Consider the following 21,283-nt stretch of genomic DNA (forward strand, 5'->3'; position numbering starts at 1 on the left):
ATTATACACATATTAATATGCTAAGTTTGCTAAAAAATATGAATTTATTAAATATTTTTAAAATTTTATATTGCTCTTTATTCGATATATGTTAATCTTTTATACATCTGTTTTATTAAATTTGAAAGGAGTTAAATACATGGAAAACAAATCTAAACAGTTTTCAAATGTGTTTATTTTTGCTTCAGTTATTGTAGGGTTACTGGTAATTATTGGAGCCATCTTCCCTAATCAATTTGGTTCAATTTCTGGAGCAATCGGAAGTTTTATTACAGAAACGTTTGGTTGGTACTATATGCTACTTATTAGCATTATTCTGATATTTTGTATCACACTTATTTTTCATCCAATTGGAAAGCTTAAGTTAGGAAAGCCTGATGATAAACCAGAATTTAATACCATTTCATGGTTAACAATGCTATTTAGTGCAGGTATGGGTATTGGACTTGTATTCTATGGATCTTCTGAGCCCATTTCACATTATCTATCGCCACCAACAGCGAGTAAAGAAACAGAAGCTGCTCTAGCTGAAGCCATGCGTTCAAGTTTCTTACATTATGGACTACATCCTTGGGCAGTTTACGGTATTGTTGCATTGGCTCTTGCATATACACAGTTTAGAAAAAATGACTTAGGACTCATTTCTCATACATTACGTCCTATTTTCGGAAATAAAGTAGAAGGTCCATTAGGTACTGTTATAGATGTTCTAGCCGTTTTTGCTACTATTATTGGGGTTGCAGTGTCACTTGGTGTTGGCGCCATGCAAATTAACGGTGGTTTAAATTATTTATTTGGAGTGCCAAACAATAAACTTATTCAAGGCATTATTATTCTAATTGTTACAGTTTTATTCTTAATTAGTGCTTGGAGTGGCTTAAGCAAAGGTATTCAGTATTTAAGTAATTTAAATATGCTTTTAGCTGCGATGTTATTTATTATTATTCTTATTGTAGGCCCTACAATTTTAATTATGAATATGTTTACATCCTCAATTGGTGAATATTTGAATACTCTTATTTTTAATAGCTTTGATGTTGCTCCACTTAACTCACAAAAACATGAATGGTTACAGTCATGGACGATTTATTATTGGGGCTGGTGGATGAGTTGGTCACCATTTGTAGGTATCTTCATTGCACGTATTTCAAAAGGTCGTTCGATCCGTGAATTCGTTATAGCAGTATTAGGTGTTCCTACAATTATTAGTATGCTATGGTTTACAGCCTTTGGTATTACTGGTATTGAAATTGGTAAGCAATCTAAACATATCTTTAGTATGCCACCTGAAACACAATTATTTGGTATTTTCAATGAAATGCCTATGGGTACAATTTTGTCATTTATCGCTATTATCTTAGTAGGCTCATTCTTTATTACATCCGCAGACTCAGCTACATTTGTATTAGGCATGCAAACATCATTTGGTCGTTTAAATCCATCCGGTTTTGTTAAAATTGTCTGGGGCGTGATGTTATCAGCGATTGCCTATGTACTTTTATTATCTGGTGGATCGACAGGTCTAGATGCGCTGCAATCTGCTGCTATTATTTCAGCATTACCATTTAGTTTTGTTGTTATTTTAATGATGATTTCATTTTTCAAAGATGCAAATCAAGAAAGAAAATACTTAGGTTTAACCTTACAACCTGATCATCAACGTAAAAAGGACTATATTAAAAATAACACAACTCAACAATCTAAAATCAAATAGGACAGAAACTGAGACATCATTAAATGTCTCAGTTTTTTTATTGATAGCCGATTATTGAATTGAACATGCATTTGTCGCAAGCTTTTTTCAACCTTAGTCCTCTTTTTTGGGGACGACACATTCAAAATGAATTCTATCTACTCTTGTAGTTTGTATAAGATATCTTCTAAAACTCTACTATAAAATAAAAGGTCACAGCGAATTGAAGACATTCGTTGTGACTTTATTTTTAAAATGTTCCTGGATTGAAGTTAGTCTTCCATTCATTAAATGGCCAATATCTCCAAACGACTTTACCTACAAGTTGTTTTTTATCTACTAGACCTACAACATCAAATCGGCTATCTATACTATTTTGTCTATTATCTCCTAAAACTAAATATTTATCTTTAGGAAGTTTCATTTCACCATTTGAACCTTTAATTTGACTTGATTTAAATGAGCCTGTTAAATATTGACCTTGTTTGTGTTTCTTATTGTAATCTAAATACGGTTCAGACACTTTTTTATTATTTACATATAATTGGTCTCCCTTATATTCTACTGTATCCCCTGGTGTACCAATCATACGTTTAATAAAATCACGTTTTGAATCTTCATGAAATACAACGACATCACCATTATCAATGTGATTCATAGATTTAGAAATTTTACTTATAATCACTTTATTGCGATCTTGAAACGTTGGATACATCGAAGACCCAGATACTGTATAGGATTCGCCAATAAACTTTGTTACTACAATAACAACCAGTAGCCCCACTACAATGGATATAACCCACTCCATGATTTCTCTTTTCACATTTCATCCCGCCTATCATTTGTTTTATTCTCGATGACTTCTACTCTATCATACATACTTTTCAAACACGTTTCATTCTTCTTACGATTGATTTCTATTTGAATCTTTCACATTCGTAAGATATCCCTCTTACTTTGTAAGGTTAGATAAAGGCACCGCTTCATTCACTCTTTTAAAATAAGAAGTGTAATAGAGATAAGGAGTGATGAGATTGAAATTATTATTAAGAATCATATTAACTATTCTTGTCATTATTGTAGTCATTATAGGTGGTTTATTTGGATTAAACGCATATTCAGACCAACATCCTAACAATCGTTCTATCAATGATTGGAATAAATTAAATCCCTTAGCACCAACGCATGAGTATTATGTTAAGACTCAAAAACCATCAAAAGTGGAAGTCGTTGATAAGGAAAAAGACTTCTATATCTATCATTATAATCAAACAGGTTACACCAAAGATGGTAAAGCTAAAAACATTGATTATACAGCGTCTAAAAAATTAAAACAACATCATTACTTAGTTGTAAGCGAAAAATCTCACACCATTACATCATATAAAGAAGTAAAACAATCAGACATTCCAACTAAAGCGAAAGAAAAATTATAAAACTTACAAGGAGTATGATAATCATGCCTATTTTAAACGTTAATCATTTATCAAAAGTTTATGGAACGAAACAAAAATTTAAAGCACTACACGATATTAACTTTTCAGTCGATAAAGGAGAATTCGTTGCCATTATGGGACCTTCTGGTTCAGGTAAGACAACCCTCCTTAATGTTATCAGTTCGATTGATAGCATTTCAGGCGGTACTGTAGAAATCAGTGGCAATGAGATAAACCAGTTGTCTAATAAAAAATTAGCACAATTTCGTAAGAAAGAACTTGGTTTTATTTTCCAAGATTATAGCGTTTTACCTACATTAACAGTTAAAGAAAATATTATGTTGCCATTATCTGTCCAAAAAATGAAAAAAGATGAAATGGAAAAAAACTATCAAGACGTCACAGAGGCACTTGGTATTTATGATTTAAGTGATAAATATCCTAGTGAAATTTCTGGAGGTCAACAACAACGTACAGCTGCTGCACGTGCTTTTGTACATCGACCATCCATCATTTTTGCAGATGAACCCACAGGTGCACTGGATTCAAAAAGTGCACAAGATTTACTTCATCGCTTAGAAGATATGAACAAACAATTTAATAGTACGATTATTATGGTTACTCATGATCCTTCAGCAGCAAGTTTTGCACAACGTGTCATTATGTTAAAAGATGGCGATATTCATTCAGACATTCATCAACAAAGTAAAACAAAATCTACATTTTACAATGAAATTATTCAATTACAATCAGCCCTAGGCGGTGTGGCAAATGACGTTTAATCAAATTACATTAAAGAATTTAAAAAGTAATATCAAACATTATGTATTATATCTTTTTTCATTAATCTTAAGCATCATCTTATATTTTAGTTTTGTCACATTACAATACACACATAGCTTAAATAATGGTTCATCAAAAATAATCAATCAAGGTGCAAAAGTTGGTTCAGTTTTTTTATTCATTACGATTATCATTTTCTTAATGTATGCGAACCATCTATTTATTAAACGTCGTACACGTGAATTTGCATTATTCGAACTCATTGGACTAACACGTGGTAACATTCTTAGAATGCTTGCTATCGAACAAATCACTTTATTTATTAGTACAGGCATTATTGGCGTTATCATTGGTATTTTAGGTTCAAAATTATTGCTTTCAATATTAATAAAACTGATGCATTTACACATTCATGCATCTATAGGATTTGAAGTAGCTGCTTTAATTCAAACAATGATCATGCTAATGTTAGCGTTTATTTTAATTATGTTAGAAAATGCGATCTTTTTAAAACGAAGAACCATACTTTCTATGATGAAAGACAGTATAAAAACAGAAGCAGTAAAAGCGAAAATCACCACGCCAGAATGTATTGCTGGTATTCTTGGACTCATAATGATGATGTTAGGTTATTATATGTCTACAGAAATGTTTGGTAAATTTCAAGAATTAACAATGGCCTTATTAACGCCATTTATTATTTTATTCTTAACTGTAGTAGGCGCATATTTGTTTTTCAGAAGTTCAGTTTCAATTATTTTTAAATCTTTAAAAAAATCAAAACAGGGTCGTGTCTCTATCACTGATGTCGTCTTTACATCTTCGATTATGTATAGAATGAAGAAAAATGCGATGTCTTTAACTATTATTACAGTCATTTCAGCAGTTACAGTAACAATATTGTGTTTCGGAGCAATTAGTAAAGCAAATGCTGACTTTAATATTCAATCATCGTCACCTCAAGATATTAACTTTACTAAAGTAAAGATGGCCCAACAATTTGAACATCAACTTAACCAACACGGTATACCATATACAAAAAAAACGTATGAAAATGCCAATACCCATATTATTGAAAATGATGTCATTAAAAGTAAAACGGGTAATGCAATGCAAAATGAAAGTATATCAATTATGGCTGATCCTCATATCAAAGGTCATCACGCTACAATTACAAATTTACAAGGTCCACTTTCAATGATGTTTAATGTTCAAATTCATAAAGATTTAAAACTAAAAGGGCAACAAGTAAAGACATTTTATGTAGATAAAAAAGATTTAAATGAAATCATTCCAATGGATGCTTCACTGGGTGGACCAGTACTTAAAATTAGCGCAGACAACTATAATGCTTTAAAAACAAAAAATCAACTTACACATCATTATGGTTTTAATATTAAGCATCATAGCGATCTTTCAAAAGCTGAAACATTAGCTAAAAAAGGAAACCAAAATGTAGTTTTAAAAAGTGAAACCAAAAAAGCAATTGATGAAAGTAATGGCATTCTTATATTTGTCACTTCTTTCTTAGGTCTTGCATTTTTAGTGGCAGCTGGTTGCATTATTTATATTAAACAAATGGATGAAACTGAAGATGAAATAAACAATTATCGTATTCTGCGACGTATTGGTTTTACGAATACAGATATGATAAAAGGACTAGCTTTAAAAATTATATTCAATTTCGGTTTACCGTTAGTAGTCTCTTTACTCCATGCCTTTTTTGCAGCAAACGCATTTATGATCTTAATAGGCAATTATACATTGACACCTATCTTCATTGTCATGATTATCTATTCACTCGTATATCTGATATTTGCAGTTATTTCGTTCATTCATTCAGAACGCATCATTAAAGACGCCATTTAAATAATAAATTGAAAGGATATATTAAAATGACTATTAAAGAAATGATTCAACACGCATATGGCGACTTAGTAAGTTTAAATGTAAATTGGTTTAATGGTATCATGTTAGCTCTGATAGTATTAGTTGCTAGCAGCATTACAACGCCATTTATTGGTGTGCCGGTAGGCTTACTTGGCGGTGGCTATATTTTGAAAAGATACGAAGAAAACAAACATTAGAATAAAAAAGAAGCTCAAATTGATTTGAGCTTCTTTTTCATTAATATTTTAAAAATATCTTTGTTAAATATATACTCAAATAACACATACATAAAAATAAACCCACTACAAAAATAAAAGATAATATACTAGTAAATAGATTCCTTTTTTCACTAGATTTTACTTCGTTTGGATCTTTACCATTCATAAAAGCTACTATTCTATCGTAGTTATCTAAATTATATTTATACTTAATTTTATCTATTTGAGTACCACTATAAAAGCTAATTAAAAAAAGAATAGCAATTATTATAAATCCCCATGAATTAAAATAATATAAGAGAGGACCTATAAGTATAGAAGACAAAGTAAATCCAATAATCATAACTAACGACCAAATGTTCATTTTTCTTTTTATAGATTCTTGTTTATTTGAATTTAAATCTCCTCTAACTAAATCATCTAGTGAGATATCAAACAACTCACACATTACTAGTAAATTATGAATATCTGGATAACTCTTTTCATTTTCCCAATTTGATATTGTCTGTCTAGAAACATATAATTTTTCTGCTAAGTATTCTTGAGAATATTCATCTCTTTCTCGATATTTTCTTATTTGTTGACCGATATTCATTCATTCACCTCGTTATAAATTAAACTATTTTTATTTAATTTTTAAAATCATAATACTATATTTATAAAAGCGTTTTTTCTAATAAAAGGCTATCAATTTTCTTTTACATTATCTTAGTTTTAGTGTAAAAAATGTTTTACATTTTAGTATATCGCAATATTTTAAGATCTTTAGAACAAATATAAGCAAAGTATTGGTGGTGAAATTCCTAAAGGGGTAGGACAAATTAAAGATTGAGACCTTAATCATAAATAAACATGAAAAGACTTTGAGTTGACATAAACTGAAACCATCCCCTAGGAAAGCGAAATCGTATAATACTGATTATTAATAAAAAACCCATAGATTAAAATCATCTACGGGTTATATAAGAATAAGAATTATACTCTAATTTCTTATAGTTTCAATATTTTTACTATTCAATATTATATGCATCTAAAATTACTTTTAATAACTTTTTAATATAAGTTTCATTAAGGACGTTAGGCTTAATTAATATATTGAAATAAATCGGTGAAAAAATTAAATCAATAAATAAATCTTGGTCCGCTTCGTCAATATATTTAGAAATAATAGTCTTCAATATTTTACGATTGCTATCAAAATAACCTTTCATAAATATGTCACGTGCTTCAGATTTTTGATAACTAATTAATATTTCAATCACAGCACGACCTAAATGAGTTTGATAAATATTCATAATTCTTATTAGAAAATGATACAATTCATCGTACATCGTTTTATAATCATTTTCAAAAACGTGGATTCGACTGACAAACATATCGACAATAATAGATGATTTATCTTTCCAACGTCTATAAATCGTCGCTTTAGAAACACCAGTATTTTCAGAAATTTGATCTATTGTTATATCTCTAAAATAAGTCGTTTCTAATAACTGATCAATTTCTTTAAATATTTTTTCATTGATTGTTGGATCTTTCGGTCTTCCAGCCATCTTTTCTCCTTCTTAAACGTGAAATAAATTCTACAATTTCAAAGATAATTACTGCACTAATAAACCATACAACAAAACCAACCAAAATACTAAGTAACCACTCATGTGTAGAATATAACATTGCCCATGTTGCTAAGATACTACATAATACACCTGTCATACCAAAAACTGCACCTCTACTAACATGTTTGGCAACGACATCCCCATGTTGCATACCAGTAATAAATAAAGAAACAAGAAATACTGCAGGTAATGTTGCAAAAACGCCACCTAATTCCTTCCAAGGTAGCATAACTGAAATAATATAACTTAACATAACGGCTAAACCACCCACGAGAAATTTGATAAAAGTTAATTTCATTAAAAAGTCCTCCAAATATTAAGAAATATGTCGTACTGCAAAAATAGCAATTGAAATGACTAACCAACAAATAAATGCAAACGCTGTACCTTTTTTATAATCTCGTTTACTTATATAAAGCGACGTAATCAATACTGTAATGATGCAAGAAATAATACCTATTATAGCTCCTGAACTAAGATGTATCGACATTTGAATCAGCCGTTCTCCTCGATGATCTATAGCTAAAGCAATAATAGCTGCTAGGTAGACTGCCGGCATAGTCGCAATAATGCCGCCCATTTTTCCTCCTACTTTTTCAGCCATCATTGATGCAAAGGCAACAGCGATACCTCCAATCACAAAATGAAGTATCGCACTTGAAATTGATATTCCGAACACATGAAACCCTTCTTACCTTAATTAATAAACGATACGTTTCGTTTATTAATATTGTAATTCTATTTTCAAACTATGTAAATATGAAATAAAAAATCAATTATTATAAAAGAATTGACAAAAAAAGAACAGAGTACTGAATACAACATTCATTCTACCTGTTCTTTTAGTCATTAACGTTTATATAGTTTTATTTTAATTTCGTAATAATCCTCGTGGTCTTTATCACGATGCTCAACATGAATACCCGAGTCTTCAATGGCTTGAATACTCTTACCAACTTCATCACGTGCTTGTGTCAAATCTTTAGCAAATTGGAATGTTTTTGCTTTTACTTTTTCAGGAGCTGATTTTTGTTTCACACGAGCTTCTGTCTGTTTGACATTCAATTTCTGAGCAATAACTTGTTCAATCAATTGTTCTTGATCCGCTTCTTTTAAGGATAATACTGCACGTGCATGACGTTCTGTAATTTTACCTTCACGTAATCGTACAATTACTTTTGGTGCTAATTTAAGTAAGCGTAATTTATTAGCAATAAAACTTTGGCTTTTTCCAAGACTTTGCGCTAACTCACTTTGAGTGGTTTGTCCAATTTCAAGTAACTTTTTATAAGCTTCGGCTTCTTCTATTGCAGATAAATTTTCACGTTGGATATTCTCAATAAGGGCGACTACAGCAGTTTCTTCATCATTCATATGACGAATAATGACGTCTGCTTTAGATTGATGCAAGGATTGTAATGCTCTAAATCGTCGTTCACCAGCAATAATTTCATACATATTCTCTTCTATAGGTCGAACGACAATGGGTTGTAATAACCCATGTTCTTCTATCGACTCAGCAAGTTCTGTAATTTTACTTGAATCAAACACTTGGCGCGGTTGATAACGGTTAGGTACGATACGCTCTATTTGAATGGATTCCACACTTGAATGACGATTTTCTTCAATATAATCAACGATGTCTTCTTTATTTTTTAAACCAAATAGTTTAGAAAAAGGTTTTTTCATTGTCCATTCACTCCTCTTAAAATCAATTTTAACATGAGTAACCGAAAAATTGATTAATTTTCTAATAAAGGAGCTTTATTAGGCGTACCAGGTTTTCTAGGATATTTTTTAGGTGTTTGACGGCGCTTATCAACTATAATCATTTGTCGTTCACCTGCATCTTCTGGTAAATCAAACGTGTAAGAATCACTAAACGCTCCACCTAAGATGCTTATACCAAATTGTGCTTCTGCTAATTCTTCTTCACCTTTTGCAGACTTTAATGCAATAAACTGGCCGCCTTTTTTAACTAACGGCAAACACAACTCACTTAGAACAGTAAGTCTTGCCACTGCACGTGCTGTTACCACATCATATGTTTCTCTATTGACACCTTTACCAAATGTTTCTGCTCGATCATGAACAAAACTTACTTGGGTTAATCCAAGTTCAACTGCTAAATGATTTAAAAACTGAATACGTTTATTTAATGAATCGACAATGGTAACTTTCAATTCTGGAAAAACAATTTTTAAAGGAATGCTTGGAAATCCAGCGCCAGCCCCTACATCACAAAGTGTTAATGGCTGATTAAAATCATAGTAAAATCCAGCTGTAATAGAATCATAGAAATGTTTCAAGTAAACTTCATGCTCATCAGTAATACTTGTTAAATTCATTTTTTCATTCCATTCAACAAGCAAACGATAATAGGTTTGAAATTGTTGTTGTTGTTGATCTGTTAATTCAATACCTTGCTCACTTAACGCTTTTGTTAACCATTCGATGCCACTCATTAATTTTTCACCCTTTGTAATTTACCTTGTTCTAAATATACAAGTAAGATAGAAATATCTGCAGGATTAACACCTGAAATACGTGATGCTTGCGCAATATTTAATGGTTTAACCTCTGATAATTTTTCTCGTGCTTCAGTAGCTAAACTATCCACTTTACTATAATCTAAGTCTTCTGGAATTTTCTTTTCTTCCATACGTTTAACTTTTTCAACTTGTTGTAATGATTTATTGATGTAACCTTCATATTTCGTTTGAATTTCAACTTGTTCTTCTACCGCTTCTGGTAACTGATGCGTTTCTTCTAATATCTCTAAAATTGTATTATACGTCATTTCAGGACGGCGCAATAAATCAATGGCTAAGATACCATCTTTTAAGCGAGAACCACCATGAGCTTCAATCACAGATTGCGTATGTTCATTCGGTTTAATACGGATATTTGATAAACGGTCAATTTCATCTTGAATTTGTTGACGTTTATCATTAAAACGTGCATAACGTTCTTCAGAAATCATGCCTAAGTCATAACCAATATCAGTTAAACGTAAGTCGGCATTATCATGACGTAATAATAAGCGATATTCAGCACGAGAAGTCAATAAACGATAAGGCTCATTCGTTCCTTTTGTTACTAAATCATCAATTAAGACACCAATATAAGCATCTGAACGACTTAGAATTTTTTCGCCTGTACCTAATACGTTACCTGCAGCATTAATACCTGCCATAATGCCTTGGCCTGCTGCTTCTTCATAACCAGATGTACCATTAATTTGCCCTGCAGTGTATAAGTTTTTAATCATTTTAGTTTCTAATGTTGGCCATAATTGTGTTGGCACAATCGCATCATATTCAATCGCGTAACCTGCACGCATCATATCAGCTTTTTCAAGACCTGGAATAGTAGCTAACATTTGACGTTGAACATGTTCAGGAAGACTGGTTGATAAGCCTTGCACATAAACTTCATTCGTATTACGTCCTTCTGGTTCTAAGAAAAGTTGATGACGTGGTTTGTCGTTAAAACGTACAAATTTATCTTCAATAGATGGACAATAACGTGGACCTGTACCTTTAATCATACCTGAATACATGGCTGATAAATGTAAATTATCATCAATAACTTTATGTGTACGATCATTTGTATACGTGAGCCAACAAGGTAGTTGGTCTAAAATGTATTCGGTAGTTTCAAAACTAAACGCACGACCAACGTCATCGCCAGGTTGAATCTCAGTTTTAGAATAGTCGATGGTTTTAGAATTCACACGTGGCGGTGTACCTGTTTTAAAACGCACAACTTCAAACCCAAGTTCTCTTAAATTATCAGCTAATGAAATAGATGGAAGTTGATGGTTTGGACCACTTGAATATTTCATATTCCCTAAAATGATTTCACCACGTAAGAATGTACCTGTCGTGATGACTACAGCTTTCGCATGATACTCTGTACCTATGTTTGTACGTACACCTTTAACTTCATCATTTTCAATCAATAATTCGTCTACCATACCTTGCATGATATCTAAGTTATCTTCATCTTCAATGACACGTTTCATTTCTTGTTGATAAAGCACTTTATCAGCTTGAGCACGTAATGCACGAACTGCTGGACCTTTACCAGTATTAAGCATACGCATTTGAATGTGTGTTTTATCAATGGCTTTAGCCATTTGGCCACCTAATGCGTCGATTTCACGTACTACTATTCCTTTTGCTGGGCCGCCGACTGATGGGTTACATGGCATAAAGGCGATATTATCTAAGTTAATGGTTAACATTAACGTTTTAGCACCACGTCTTGCTGAAGCTAATCCCGCTTCAATTCCAGCGTGACCGGCACCAATAACAATTACATCATATTCTTGAACCATTGAATGGACCTCCCTATTTTTTCTTAATTATTATTATTCATTTTAGACTACTGACCGTCTTAATTTTTATTATTTACCTAAACAGAATTGACTAAATAGCTGATTAATTAATTCATCACTTGCTGATTCTCCAATAATTTCTCCTAATAATTCCCATGTACGAGTTAAATCAATTTGAACCATATCCATAGGAATACCAGCTTCAGCTGCATCAATAGCATCTTGAATTGTTTGTCTTGCTTGTTTTAAAAGTGAGATATGTCTTGAATTTGAAACATAAGTCATATCTTGATTTTGTACTTCTCCACCAAAGAATAAATCTCTGATTTGTAATTCTAATTCGTCGATACCTTCTTGTTTTAACATTGATGTTTGAATAAGTGGTGTGCCCCCTATCATAGTTTTAACTTCTTCAATATCTAATTGACGTTCTAAATCTGTTTTATTAACAATAACAATAGCATCTTCATTTTTTATGACTTCATATAATGTACGATCTTCTTCAGTTAAAGGTTCGTTGTTATTTAATACAAAAAGGATTAAATCCGCTTCGCTTAATGCTTTACGTGAACGCTCTACGCCTATTTTTTCTACAATATCTTCAGTATCACGAATGCCTGCTGTATCAACAAGTCTTAATGGAACACCACGTACATTAACGTATTCTTCTAATACATCTCGAGTTGTTCCAGCTACTTCAGTGACAATGGCTTTATTATCTTGAATAAGATTATTTAGCATTGAAGATTTACCTACATTCGGTTTACCGACAATCACTGTAGATAATCCTTCTCTCATAATCTTACCTTGAGTACCGGTTTCTAATAATTGATCAATTTCATTTTTAATTTTTTTAGATTGCGCAAGTAAAAATTCCGTTGTTGCATCTTCAACATCATCATATTCTGGATAATCAATGTTCACTTCAACTTGGGCAAGAATTTCTAATATCGATTGACGTTGTTGTTTAATTAAATCACTCAAACGACCTTCAATTTGATTCATTGCAACTTTAGAGGCTCTATCCGTTTTAGAACGAATGAAGTCCATGACTGCTTCTGCTTGAGATAAGTCAATTCGGCCATTTAAAAACGCACGCTTAGTATATTCGCCGGGTTCCGCCATTCTAGCGCCATGTGTCATAGTAAGTTCTAGTATACGATTAATTGTCAAAATACCCCCATGACAATTAATTTCAATAATATCTTCACGTGTAAAGGTCTTTGGTGCACGTAAAACTGAAATCATCACTTCTTCTACAACTTCATCTGTCTCAGGATCTATAATATGGCCGTAATTAATAGTGTGTGATGGAACATCTTTTAATTTTTTCTTTCCTTTATATAACTTATCACCTATTTCAACCGCTTCTGGACCAGACAACCGTACAATACCAATTGCACCTTCTCCCATTGGAGTTGAAATACTTGTAATTGTATCAAAATCCATTATCCATTCTCGCCTCCCTAGTTAAGTAAAATTTCAATATAATATTGTAATAAGTTTCTAATTAAATTGCGAATATATTGTTTTATAATCTACTGGTTAGTCTTCGGTTTGTCTAACATTAGACTTCCGTCAGTCTAAATTTATTTAATTCTCTTATTAAATACCTTTGCTATTTTCAATACATGTTCTAAACTGCCTTGAATCTCTAAAATTGACATATTTTTAGCAGGTTGTCTCGCTATTACAATAATATCTTTTGAAATCATATCTTGCTTATGCACTTTAAAGTTTTCTCTAATGGCACGCTTAATACGATTTCGAGTTACAGCATTTCCGATTTTCTTAGAAACGCTAATGCCTAAACGAAAATGTTCATACTCATTTTTTAATGTATACACAACAAATTGTCTATTGGCTACAGATTTTCCCTTCTTATAGATTTTTTGGAAATCACTGTTCTTTTTTATACGATAAGCTTTCTCCATGCTTAAATCACTCGCTTACATTGTTCTTTATGTTACATTGATCTATTAAAATGCATTGGTTTAAAACGAAAAAAAAGACCACTGAGAAGTCAGTGATCTTATGCTGATAAAACTTTACGGCCTTTACGACGACGACGCGCTAAAACTTTACGGCCATTTTTAGTGCTCATACGTTTTCTGAAACCATGAACTTTACTATGTTTACGTTTATTTGGTTGATAAGTACGTTTTACCATGCAAAACACCTCCATCTACATATTATATCTCGTTCACTAAATCTACTTCTAATGAACCTGACTATTTTAATAGATAAATGATAATTGTTAATATCAAATAATTTTGATTTAATTCGATTTTATCTAGTCATAATTCAAGCAACTACTACAATATAACAAATTACCATTTATAAAGCAAGCAGCTTTTGAAACCAATTAATGATTTTCAAGACGCTCTCTTAGTTATATCATTTTCATTTTTAATATTTATACATTTCATTGATTTAGTAGTTTCTCAATTTTATACATATTTAATACACGTTTATAAATTATTTCCCAAACCTGTTATAGTACATTGAATTATGGTATCATTTTTTATCCACTTATTCACATATAATATTTAATTTTTTGTGGATAATCAATCATATATTCACAGATTTATACCAAATTTACAAACATATTCACAGCCATTTGACATCTATTGCAGTTAAAAAGTATAATTGTGTGGATAAGTCGTCTGAATCATTTATCTTATAGGATTTGTTTATAAATTCTATACGTGTTTTTACTGTGTATAAATCATAGCATATATAAAGTTATCCACCGAATGTGATTAACTTGTGGATAATTATTAACATGCTGTGATTATTTTTATCCACGCTTATAAAAACTGTGTATAAGTCTTAAATTTATAGAAAGATGGAGTTTATATATGTCGGAACAAGAAATTTGGAAAAAGGTATTAGAAGTAGCTGAGTCAGAGATTTCGAAAACAACGTTTAATACGTTTTTAAAAGACACTGAACTTAAAGAAATTCGCGACAATGTTGCTTACATCTTTGTTATTCATGAGTTTTACGCTGATTGGTTAAACTCAAATTATAAAGATGTAATTCAAACAATTATGAAAGACATCATTGGTTATGAAGTTGATCCAAAATTTTACACTGCTGAACAACTTGCTGAACTTGACGAAACGAGTCGTAAACAATCAAATACTGTAAAAAAAACGTCTGCCATTGATGATAGTCATGATGATATGGATCAATTTAATACGCATAATACGTTTGATACATTTGTGATTGGGCCTGGCAACCGCTTCCCACATGCAGCAAGCTTAGCTGTAGCTGAAGCACCTGCACAAGCTTATAATCCATTATTTATCTATGGCGGCGTAGGATTAGGGAAAACGCATTTAATGCATGCCATTGGTCATCACGTACTAAGTAATAAACCGAATGCCAAAGTGCTGTATACTTCAAGCGAAAAGTTTACAAATGATTTTATTAAATCCATTCGTAACAATGAACCTGAAGCATTTAGAGAAAAATATAGAAATATCGATGTATTATTAATTGATGATATTCAATTCATTCAAAATAAAGAACAAACACAAGAAGAATTTTTCCATACATTTAATGAATTGCATCAAAATAAAAAGCAAATTGTTATTTCAAGTGATCGTCCGCCTAAAGAAATAGCAAAACTTGAAGATCGCTTACGTTCTCGATTTGAATGGGGTCTCATTGTTGATATCACACCGCCAGATTATGAAACACGCATGGCCATCTTGCAGAAAAAAATCGAAGAAGAGAACTTAGAAATTCCAGCAGAAGCATTGAATTATATTGCAAATCAAATTCAATCAAATATCCGTGAACTTGAAGGAGCTTTAACACGTTTACTTGCTTATTCAAAATTACAAGGTAAACCGATTACAACAGAACTTGCTGCTGAAGCATTAAAAGATATTATTCAAGTTCCTAAATCTAAAAAAATCTCGATTCAAGATATTCAAAAAGTAGTTGGACATTATTACAATGTACGCATCGAAGATTTTAGCGCTAAGAAAAGAACAAAGTCGATTGCCTATCCACGACAAATCGCAATGTATTTATCTAGAGAATTAACTGATTTTTCATTGCCAAAAATTGGTGAGGAATTCGGAGGACGCGATCATACTACAGTTATTCACGCACATGAAAAAATTTCGAATGATATTAAGGCGGATTCAATTTTTAAGCAAGAAGTTGAAGATTTAGAAAAAGAAATACGTAAACAGTAATAGGAAATATGAATCTGTTATATAACAGCGCTGCTAAAATATAACATTCAATATCAAAGATGACTATGCTTCTAAATAATTTTATAAATATAGCAAGAAGTTAGAAAATGTTAAATTGTGGATAATGTGAAAAAGTAATACACATCATTAACAACTTATCCACATGTGTATAACTTTGATATAAAAGGCGTTTCGTTAGATATCCACTAATCCACAAGCCCTACTACTATTACTATGATTTTAAAACCTATATAATTTAAGTATAAACGACTGGAAGGAGTTTAAATTAATAATGGAATTTACAATAAAAAGAGATTACTTTATTACGCAATTGAATGACACATTAAAAGCAATCTCACCAAGAACAACTTTACCAATTTTAACAGGTATCAAAATTGATGCTAAAGATAATAACGTTATTTTAACTGGTTCTGACTCAGAAATTTCAATTGAAATCACGATTCCTAAACAAGTAGATGGAGAAAATATTGTTGACATTACTGAAACGGGATCAGTGGTTCTTCCTGGTCGTTTCTTTGTCGACATCATTAAAAAATTACCAGGCAAAGATGTTAAATTATCAACAAATGAACAGTTCCAAACGCTTATCACATCAGGACATTCAGAATTTAATTTAAGTGGTTTAGATCCTGAACAATATCCATTGTTACCACAAGTATCACGTGATGATGCCATTCAATTATCTGTAAAAGTACTTAAAAACATCATTGCGCAAACAAACTTTGCAGTGTCCACCTCAGAAACACGCCCAGTTTTAACTGGTGTGAACTGGCTTATACAAGATAATGAATTAATATGCACTGCTACTGATTCACATCGTTTGGCTGTAAGAAAATTAAAGCTTGAAGATGAATCGGAAAACAAAAATGTTATTATCCCAGGTAAAGCATTATCTGAATTAAATAAAATTATGAGTGATAATGATGAAGACATCGATATCTTCTTTGCCTCTAATCAAGTATTGTTCAAGGTCGGTAACGTGAACTTTATTTCACGTTTATTAGAAGGTCACTATCCTGATACAACACGTCTTTTCCCTGAAAACTATGAAATCAAATTAGGATTAGATAACGGTGAATTCTATCATGCGATAGATCGTGCGTCATTACTTGCACGTGAAGGTGGAAATAACGTAATTAAATTAAGTACTGGAAATGAGGTTATAGAATTATCATCTACATCCCCAGAAATCGGTACAGTCAAAGAAGAAGTTACAGCAACTGATGTTGAAGGTGGCAATTTGAAAATTTCATTCAACTCAAAATATATGATGGACGCATTAAAAGCAATTGATAATGAGGAAGTTGAAGTAGAATTCTTTGGTACGATGAAACCATTTATCTTAAAACCAAAAGCAGATGATTCAGTCACTCAACTCATTTTACCAATTAGAACATACTAGTGATTAAAGATTAATTAAAAAGTTAAAGTAGAACAGAATTCTTATTGAATTGCTGTTCTATTTTTTTAATTCATTAAAACAATGATTTTAAACTATCTCAGAGGTTCATAATGAAGCTAAATTAAGTAAAATGATGTTTTTATCCACAACTCATTATATTCGCTAAAATAGGCCTTAAAATTAAAAATTGAGATATTATCTCTGATTACTTTTGTCATAATTTCAAAAAATGATCTATTTTTTACATAACAAATTAAAATAACAAAAACTTATTTAAAAGTAAACGGTTTCACACTTCATTTTAAATGAAATTTATTCCTAAAAAAGGTATAATATAGTAATGATATATAAAGAAATGGAGTGATTATTTTGGTTCAAGAAGTAACAGTTGAAGGCGAGATTACGTTAGGTCAATTTCTTAAAACAGAAGGGATCATTGAATCAGGTGGACAAGCAAAATGGTTCTTACAAGATTACGACGTTTTATTAAATGGCGAACGTGAAACACGTCGTGGAAAAAAGTTAGCTGACCAAGATCGTATCGACTTCCCTGATATTCCAGATATCGATTCATTTATTATTATTCATCAAGGTGAGCAATGAAGCTTAAAACACTCCAATTAGAAAACTATCGCAACTATGAAGCGGTTACGTTAAATTGTCATCCTGAAGTGAATATTCTTATTGGAGAAAATGCACAGGGAAAGACAAATTTACTTGAATCAATTTACGTCCTTGCTTTAGCTAAAAGTCACCGAACCGCCAATGACAAGGAACTTATACGGTTTAACTCTGAGTATGCTAAAATAGAGGGTGAGCTAAGTTATAGACACGGAACCATGCCATTAACGATGTATATAACTAAAAAAGGTAAACAAGTTAAAGTGAACCACTTGGAACAAAGTCGACTCACACAGTATGTTGGACATCTAAATGTGGTTCTTTTTGCACCTGAAGATTTAAATATTGTTAAAGGTTCTCCTCAAATTAGAAGACGATTTATAGATATGGAGTTAGGGCAAATTTCTGCAGTATATCTCAACGATTTAGCTCAATATCAACGTATTCTCAAACAAAAAAATAATTATCTTAAGCAGTTACAACTTGGTCAAAAAACAGATAAAACGATGCTAGAAGTTTTAAATCAACAATTTGCACAATACGCACTTAATGTCACTTTAAGACGTGAGCAATTTATTGAAGAATTAGAAGCTTTAGCGCAACCTATCCACGCTGGTATTACGAACCAACGTGAAACATTATCTCTAACATATTTACCAAGTATTAAACTTAGCGATACAAGTAAAAATAAGAGTGAATTATTAGATGAAGTTATCACGTTATTGAATGAATATCAACAACGTGAAATGGATAGAGCAGTATGTTTATACGGTCCACATAGAGATGACTTAGGATTTAATGTGAATGACATGGATGCCCAAACTTATGGATCTCAAGGTCAACAAAGAACAACCGCTTTATCAATTAAACTAGCAGAAATAGAATTAATGAACATTGAAGTCGGAGAATATCCGATTTTATTATTAGATGATGTCTTAAGTGAACTTGATGATTCTCGTCAGACGCATTTACTCAGTACAATTCAACATAAAGTACAAACATTCGTAACAACTACATCGGTAGACGGTATTGATCATGAAATCATGAATAATGCGAAACTTTACCGAATTAATCAAGGTGAAATTATTAAGTAATAGAAAGTGATGGTGAATACATTGTCAGATGTAAACAACACAGATAATTATGGTGCTGGACAAATACAGGTATTAGAAGGACTTGAAGCGGTACGTAAACGTCCTGGTATGTATATTGGTTCAACTTCAGAAAGAGGTTTGCATCATTTGGTATGGGAAATCGTTGATAACAGTATTGACGAAGCGCTAGCTGGATATGCGAATCAAATTGAAGTAGTGATTGAGAATGACAACTGGATTAAAGTGACTGACAATGGTCGTGGTATTCCTGTAGATATTCAAGAAAAAATGGGACGTCCCGCAGTAGAAGTTATTCTTACTGTGCTTCATGCTGGAGGTAAATTCGGTGGTGGCGGATACAAAGTATCTGGCGGACTACATGGTGTAGGTTCATCTGTAGTAAATGCGTTATCACAAGATTTAGAAGTGTATGTACACCGTAATGAAACAATTTATCATCAAGCATACAAAAAAGGCGTGCCTCAATTTGATCTTAAAGAAGTAGGTAGTACGGACAAAACAGGTACAGTGATTCGCTTTAAAGCAGATAGTGAAATCTTTTCAGAAACAACAGTTTATAATTATGAAACACTTCAAAAACGTATTAGAGAATTAGCATTCTTAAATAAAGGTATTTCAATTACACTAAGAGACGAACGTGAAGATAAAGAACAACGTGAAGACACGTATCATTATGAAGGTGGTATTAAATCTTACGTTGAATTACTGAACGAAAATAAAGAACCTATTCATGACGAACCTATTTATATTCATCAGTCAAAAGATGATATCGAAGTAGAAATTGCAATACAATACAATAGCGGTTATGCTACAAACTTATTATCCTATGCGAATAATATCCACACATATGAAGGTGGTACACATGAAGATGGCTTTAAACGTGCACTTACACGTGTTTTAAACAGTTATGGAACTCAAAGTAAGATTATTAAAGATGATAAAGAACGTCTTTCAGGTGAAGATACACGTGAAGGTTTAACAGCAGTCGTCTCTGTAAAACATGGTAATCCACAATTCGAAGGTCAAACGAAGACGAAATTAGGTAACTCTGAAGTACGTCAAATCGTTGATCGATTATTTTCAGAACACTTTGAACGCTTTTTATATGAGAATCCAAATGTTGCAAGAATCATTGTTGAAAAAGGAATCATGGCGTCAAGAGCACGTGTAGCAGCTAAAAAAGCGCGTGAAGTGACACGACGTAAATCAGCATTAGAAATTTCAAGTTTACCGGGTAAACTGGCAGACTGTTCAAGTAAAAATCCTGACGAAAGTGAAATCTTCTTAGTTGAGGGTGACTCTGCCGGGGGGTCTACAAAAGAAGGTCGTGACTCAAAAACACAAGCTATTTTACCGTTGAGAGGTAAAATATTAAATGTGGAAAAAGCACGTTTAGATCGTATTTTAAATAACAATGAAATCCGTCAAATGATTACAGCATTTGGTACAGGCATAGGTGGCGAGTTTGATATTTCTAAAGCTCGTTATCATAAGATTGTTATCATGACAGATGCTGATGTAGATGGTGCGCATATTCGTACATTATTACTTACATTCTTCTACAGATTTATGCGTCCATTAATTGAGGCTGGGTATGTATACATCGCTCAACCACCATTGTATAAGCTAACACAAGGTAAACAAAAATATTACGTCTTTAACGATCGTGAATTGGATAAATTAAAAGCTGAACTAAATCCTACTCCAAAATGGCAAATTTCTCGTTACAAAGGTTTAGGTGAAATGAATGCCGATCAATTGTGGGAAACAACAATGAACCCTGAAAATCGTATGATGTTACAAGTAAAACTTGAAGATGCAGTAGAAGCGGATCAAACATTTGAAATGTTAATGGGTGACGTTGTTGAAAATCGTAGACAATTTATCGAAGATAATGCAGTTTATGCTAATTTAGATTTCTAATTTAACTTA

21 protein-coding genes are annotated in these 21,283 nt (G+C 32.0%); 10 read left to right on the plus strand and 11 right to left on the minus strand.

Annotated elements, in window-relative coordinates:
* Nucleotides 1-139 precede the first annotated feature (139 nt).
* Entirely contained in the window at nucleotides 140-1,714 is a 1,575-nt protein-coding gene (locus CD034_RS07530; RefSeq protein WP_002488125.1) for a BCCT family transporter, read from the plus strand.
* Between the two features lie 229 nt (nucleotides 1,715-1,943).
* Here CD034_RS07530 and lepB read toward each other — a convergent pair whose 3' ends face one another.
* Complete coding sequence (gene lepB / locus CD034_RS07535; protein WP_103288251.1) at nucleotides 1,944-2,516, minus strand: signal peptidase I; 573 nt, start codon at nucleotides 2,514-2,516, stop codon at nucleotides 1,944-1,946.
* Between the two features lie 205 nt (nucleotides 2,517-2,721).
* Between lepB and CD034_RS07540 the strand changes: the two genes are divergently transcribed.
* Genes CD034_RS07540 through CD034_RS07555 form a run of 4 tightly spaced genes read left to right on the plus strand, consistent with a single transcriptional unit; the run spans nucleotide 2,722 to nucleotide 5,999 of the window.
* Nucleotides 2,722-3,129 (plus strand): YxeA family protein, encoded by a 408-nt coding sequence (locus tag CD034_RS07540; RefSeq protein ID WP_037541632.1) that lies wholly within the window; start codon nucleotides 2,722-2,724, stop codon nucleotides 3,127-3,129.
* A gap of 23 nt (nucleotides 3,130-3,152) precedes the next feature.
* Nucleotides 3,153-3,911, plus strand: a complete 759-nt coding sequence (locus CD034_RS07545) for an ABC transporter ATP-binding protein (protein ID WP_077700758.1) — start codon at nucleotides 3,153-3,155, stop codon at nucleotides 3,909-3,911.
* The gene (locus CD034_RS07550) at nucleotides 3,901-5,781 is read left to right on the plus strand and encodes an FtsX-like permease family protein (protein WP_077700759.1); all 1,881 of its coding nucleotides are present in this window, start codon (nucleotides 3,901-3,903) and stop codon (nucleotides 5,779-5,781) included. The genes CD034_RS07545 and CD034_RS07550 overlap by 11 nt, the downstream gene beginning before the upstream one ends.
* A gap of 26 nt (nucleotides 5,782-5,807) precedes the next feature.
* The gene (locus tag CD034_RS07555) at nucleotides 5,808-5,999 is read left to right on the plus strand and encodes a VraH family peptide resistance protein (protein ID WP_077700760.1); all 192 of its coding nucleotides are present in this window, start codon (nucleotides 5,808-5,810) and stop codon (nucleotides 5,997-5,999) included.
* Between the two features lie 40 nt (nucleotides 6,000-6,039).
* Here CD034_RS07555 and CD034_RS07560 read toward each other — a convergent pair whose 3' ends face one another.
* The 10 genes from CD034_RS07560 to rpmH all read right to left on the minus strand — a co-directional run bounded on the left by CD034_RS07560 (nucleotide 6,040) and on the right by rpmH (nucleotide 14,148).
* Entirely contained in the window at nucleotides 6,040-6,615 is a 576-nt protein-coding gene (locus CD034_RS07560) for a helix-turn-helix transcriptional regulator (protein WP_077700761.1), read from the minus strand.
* Nucleotides 6,616-7,030: 415 nt separating this feature from the next.
* Entirely contained in the window at nucleotides 7,031-7,573 is a 543-nt protein-coding gene (locus CD034_RS07565; protein ID WP_002454547.1) for a TetR/AcrR family transcriptional regulator, read from the minus strand.
* Nucleotides 7,539-7,934, minus strand: a complete 396-nt coding sequence (locus tag CD034_RS07570; protein WP_017175629.1) for a DUF3147 family protein — start codon at nucleotides 7,932-7,934, stop codon at nucleotides 7,539-7,541. The genes CD034_RS07565 and CD034_RS07570 overlap by 35 nt, the downstream gene beginning before the upstream one ends.
* A gap of 18 nt (nucleotides 7,935-7,952) precedes the next feature.
* On the minus strand, nucleotides 7,953-8,315 hold the full coding sequence (locus CD034_RS07575; RefSeq protein ID WP_002488103.1) for a DUF3147 family protein: 363 nt from the start codon (nucleotides 8,313-8,315) through the stop codon (nucleotides 7,953-7,955).
* A gap of 170 nt (nucleotides 8,316-8,485) precedes the next feature.
* Nucleotides 8,486-9,325, minus strand: coding sequence for a nucleoid occlusion protein (noc, locus tag CD034_RS07580; RefSeq protein WP_077700763.1), 840 nt, complete (start codon nucleotides 9,323-9,325; stop codon nucleotides 8,486-8,488).
* A 53-nt stretch (nucleotides 9,326-9,378) separates the two neighbouring features.
* Nucleotides 9,379-10,101 (minus strand): 16S rRNA (guanine(527)-N(7))-methyltransferase RsmG, encoded by a 723-nt coding sequence (rsmG, locus tag CD034_RS07585; protein WP_002447968.1) that lies wholly within the window; start codon nucleotides 10,099-10,101, stop codon nucleotides 9,379-9,381.
* Nucleotides 10,101-11,978: a tRNA uridine-5-carboxymethylaminomethyl(34) synthesis enzyme MnmG gene (gene mnmG / locus CD034_RS07590; RefSeq protein ID WP_002447946.1), complete on the minus strand. Its 1,878-nt coding sequence runs from the start codon at nucleotides 11,976-11,978 to the stop codon at nucleotides 10,101-10,103. The genes rsmG and mnmG overlap by 1 nt, the downstream gene beginning before the upstream one ends.
* A gap of 69 nt (nucleotides 11,979-12,047) precedes the next feature.
* Nucleotides 12,048-13,427 (minus strand): tRNA uridine-5-carboxymethylaminomethyl(34) synthesis GTPase MnmE, encoded by a 1,380-nt coding sequence (gene mnmE / locus CD034_RS07595; RefSeq protein ID WP_103288252.1) that lies wholly within the window; start codon nucleotides 13,425-13,427, stop codon nucleotides 12,048-12,050.
* Between the two features lie 140 nt (nucleotides 13,428-13,567).
* A complete protein-coding gene (gene rnpA, locus CD034_RS07600) occupies nucleotides 13,568-13,912 on the minus strand; it encodes a ribonuclease P protein component (protein WP_049432934.1) in 345 nt (114 codons plus the stop codon).
* A 98-nt stretch (nucleotides 13,913-14,010) separates the two neighbouring features.
* On the minus strand, nucleotides 14,011-14,148 hold the full coding sequence (rpmH, locus tag CD034_RS07605; RefSeq protein WP_000240855.1) for a 50S ribosomal protein L34: 138 nt from the start codon (nucleotides 14,146-14,148) through the stop codon (nucleotides 14,011-14,013).
* Nucleotides 14,149-14,839: 691 nt separating this feature from the next.
* Here rpmH and dnaA point away from each other — a divergent pair.
* The 5 genes from dnaA to gyrB all read left to right on the plus strand — a co-directional run bounded on the left by dnaA (nucleotide 14,840) and on the right by gyrB (nucleotide 21,274).
* A complete protein-coding gene (gene dnaA, locus CD034_RS07610) occupies nucleotides 14,840-16,192 on the plus strand; it encodes a chromosomal replication initiator protein DnaA (RefSeq protein ID WP_002447945.1) in 1,353 nt (450 codons plus the stop codon).
* A 289-nt stretch (nucleotides 16,193-16,481) separates the two neighbouring features.
* Nucleotides 16,482-17,615: a DNA polymerase III subunit beta gene (dnaN, locus tag CD034_RS07615; protein ID WP_103288253.1), complete on the plus strand. Its 1,134-nt coding sequence runs from the start codon at nucleotides 16,482-16,484 to the stop codon at nucleotides 17,613-17,615.
* A gap of 360 nt (nucleotides 17,616-17,975) precedes the next feature.
* The gene (gene yaaA, locus CD034_RS07620) at nucleotides 17,976-18,218 is read left to right on the plus strand and encodes a S4 domain-containing protein YaaA (RefSeq protein WP_172457903.1); all 243 of its coding nucleotides are present in this window, start codon (nucleotides 17,976-17,978) and stop codon (nucleotides 18,216-18,218) included.
* On the plus strand, nucleotides 18,215-19,330 hold the full coding sequence (gene recF / locus CD034_RS07625; RefSeq protein ID WP_103288254.1) for a DNA replication/repair protein RecF: 1,116 nt from the start codon (nucleotides 18,215-18,217) through the stop codon (nucleotides 19,328-19,330). Before yaaA ends, recF begins: the two co-directional genes overlap by 4 nt.
* Nucleotides 19,331-19,339: 9 nt before the next feature.
* Nucleotides 19,340-21,274 carry a DNA topoisomerase (ATP-hydrolyzing) subunit B gene (gene gyrB / locus CD034_RS07630; RefSeq protein WP_039983987.1) on the plus strand — a complete coding sequence of 645 codons (1,935 nt, stop codon included), beginning with the start codon at nucleotides 19,340-19,342 and terminating at the stop codon, nucleotides 21,272-21,274.
* The last annotated feature ends 9 nt before the right edge of the window (nucleotides 21,275-21,283 follow it).

Origin of the sequence: Staphylococcus hominis subsp. hominis, from assembly GCF_002901845.1 — a bacterium.
Lineage (GTDB): Bacteria > Bacillota > Bacilli > Staphylococcales > Staphylococcaceae > Staphylococcus > Staphylococcus hominis.

Bases quoted from the DNA above. Each gene is read 5' to 3' on its own strand.
- CD034_RS07530 (WP_002488125.1), top strand. From the start codon at position 140: ATGGAAAACAAATCTAAACAGTTTTCAAATGTGTTTATTTTTGCTTCA.
- CD034_RS07540 (WP_037541632.1), top strand. From the start codon at position 2,722: ATGAGATTGAAATTATTATTAAGAATCATATTAACTATTCTTGTCATT.
- CD034_RS07545 (WP_077700758.1), top strand. From the start codon at position 3,153: ATGCCTATTTTAAACGTTAATCATTTATCAAAAGTTTATGGAACGAAA.
- CD034_RS07550 (WP_077700759.1), top strand. From the start codon at position 3,901: ATGACGTTTAATCAAATTACATTAAAGAATTTAAAAAGTAATATCAAA.
- CD034_RS07555 (WP_077700760.1), top strand. From the start codon at position 5,808: ATGACTATTAAAGAAATGATTCAACACGCATATGGCGACTTAGTAAGT.
- CD034_RS07560 (WP_077700761.1), bottom strand. From the start codon at position 6,615: ATGAATATCGGTCAACAAATAAGAAAATATCGAGAAAGAGATGAATAT.
- CD034_RS07565 (WP_002454547.1), bottom strand. From the start codon at position 7,573: ATGGCTGGAAGACCGAAAGATCCAACAATCAATGAAAAAATATTTAAA.
- CD034_RS07570 (WP_017175629.1), bottom strand. From the start codon at position 7,934: ATGAAATTAACTTTTATCAAATTTCTCGTGGGTGGTTTAGCCGTTATG.
- noc (WP_077700763.1), bottom strand. From the start codon at position 9,325: ATGAAAAAACCTTTTTCTAAACTATTTGGTTTAAAAAATAAAGAAGAC.
- rsmG (WP_002447968.1), bottom strand. From the start codon at position 10,101: ATGAGTGGCATCGAATGGTTAACAAAAGCGTTAAGTGAGCAAGGTATT.
- mnmG (WP_002447946.1), bottom strand. From the start codon at position 11,978: ATGGTTCAAGAATATGATGTAATTGTTATTGGTGCCGGTCACGCTGGA.
- mnmE (WP_103288252.1), bottom strand. From the start codon at position 13,427: ATGGATTTTGATACAATTACAAGTATTTCAACTCCAATGGGAGAAGGT.
- rnpA (WP_049432934.1), bottom strand. From the start codon at position 13,912: ATGGAGAAAGCTTATCGTATAAAAAAGAACAGTGATTTCCAAAAAATC.
- rpmH (WP_000240855.1), bottom strand. From the start codon at position 14,148: ATGGTAAAACGTACTTATCAACCAAATAAACGTAAACATAGTAAAGTT.
- dnaA (WP_002447945.1), top strand. From the start codon at position 14,840: ATGTCGGAACAAGAAATTTGGAAAAAGGTATTAGAAGTAGCTGAGTCA.
- recF (WP_103288254.1), top strand. From the start codon at position 18,215: ATGAAGCTTAAAACACTCCAATTAGAAAACTATCGCAACTATGAAGCG.
- gyrB (WP_039983987.1), top strand. From the start codon at position 19,340: ATGGTGAATACATTGTCAGATGTAAACAACACAGATAATTATGGTGCT.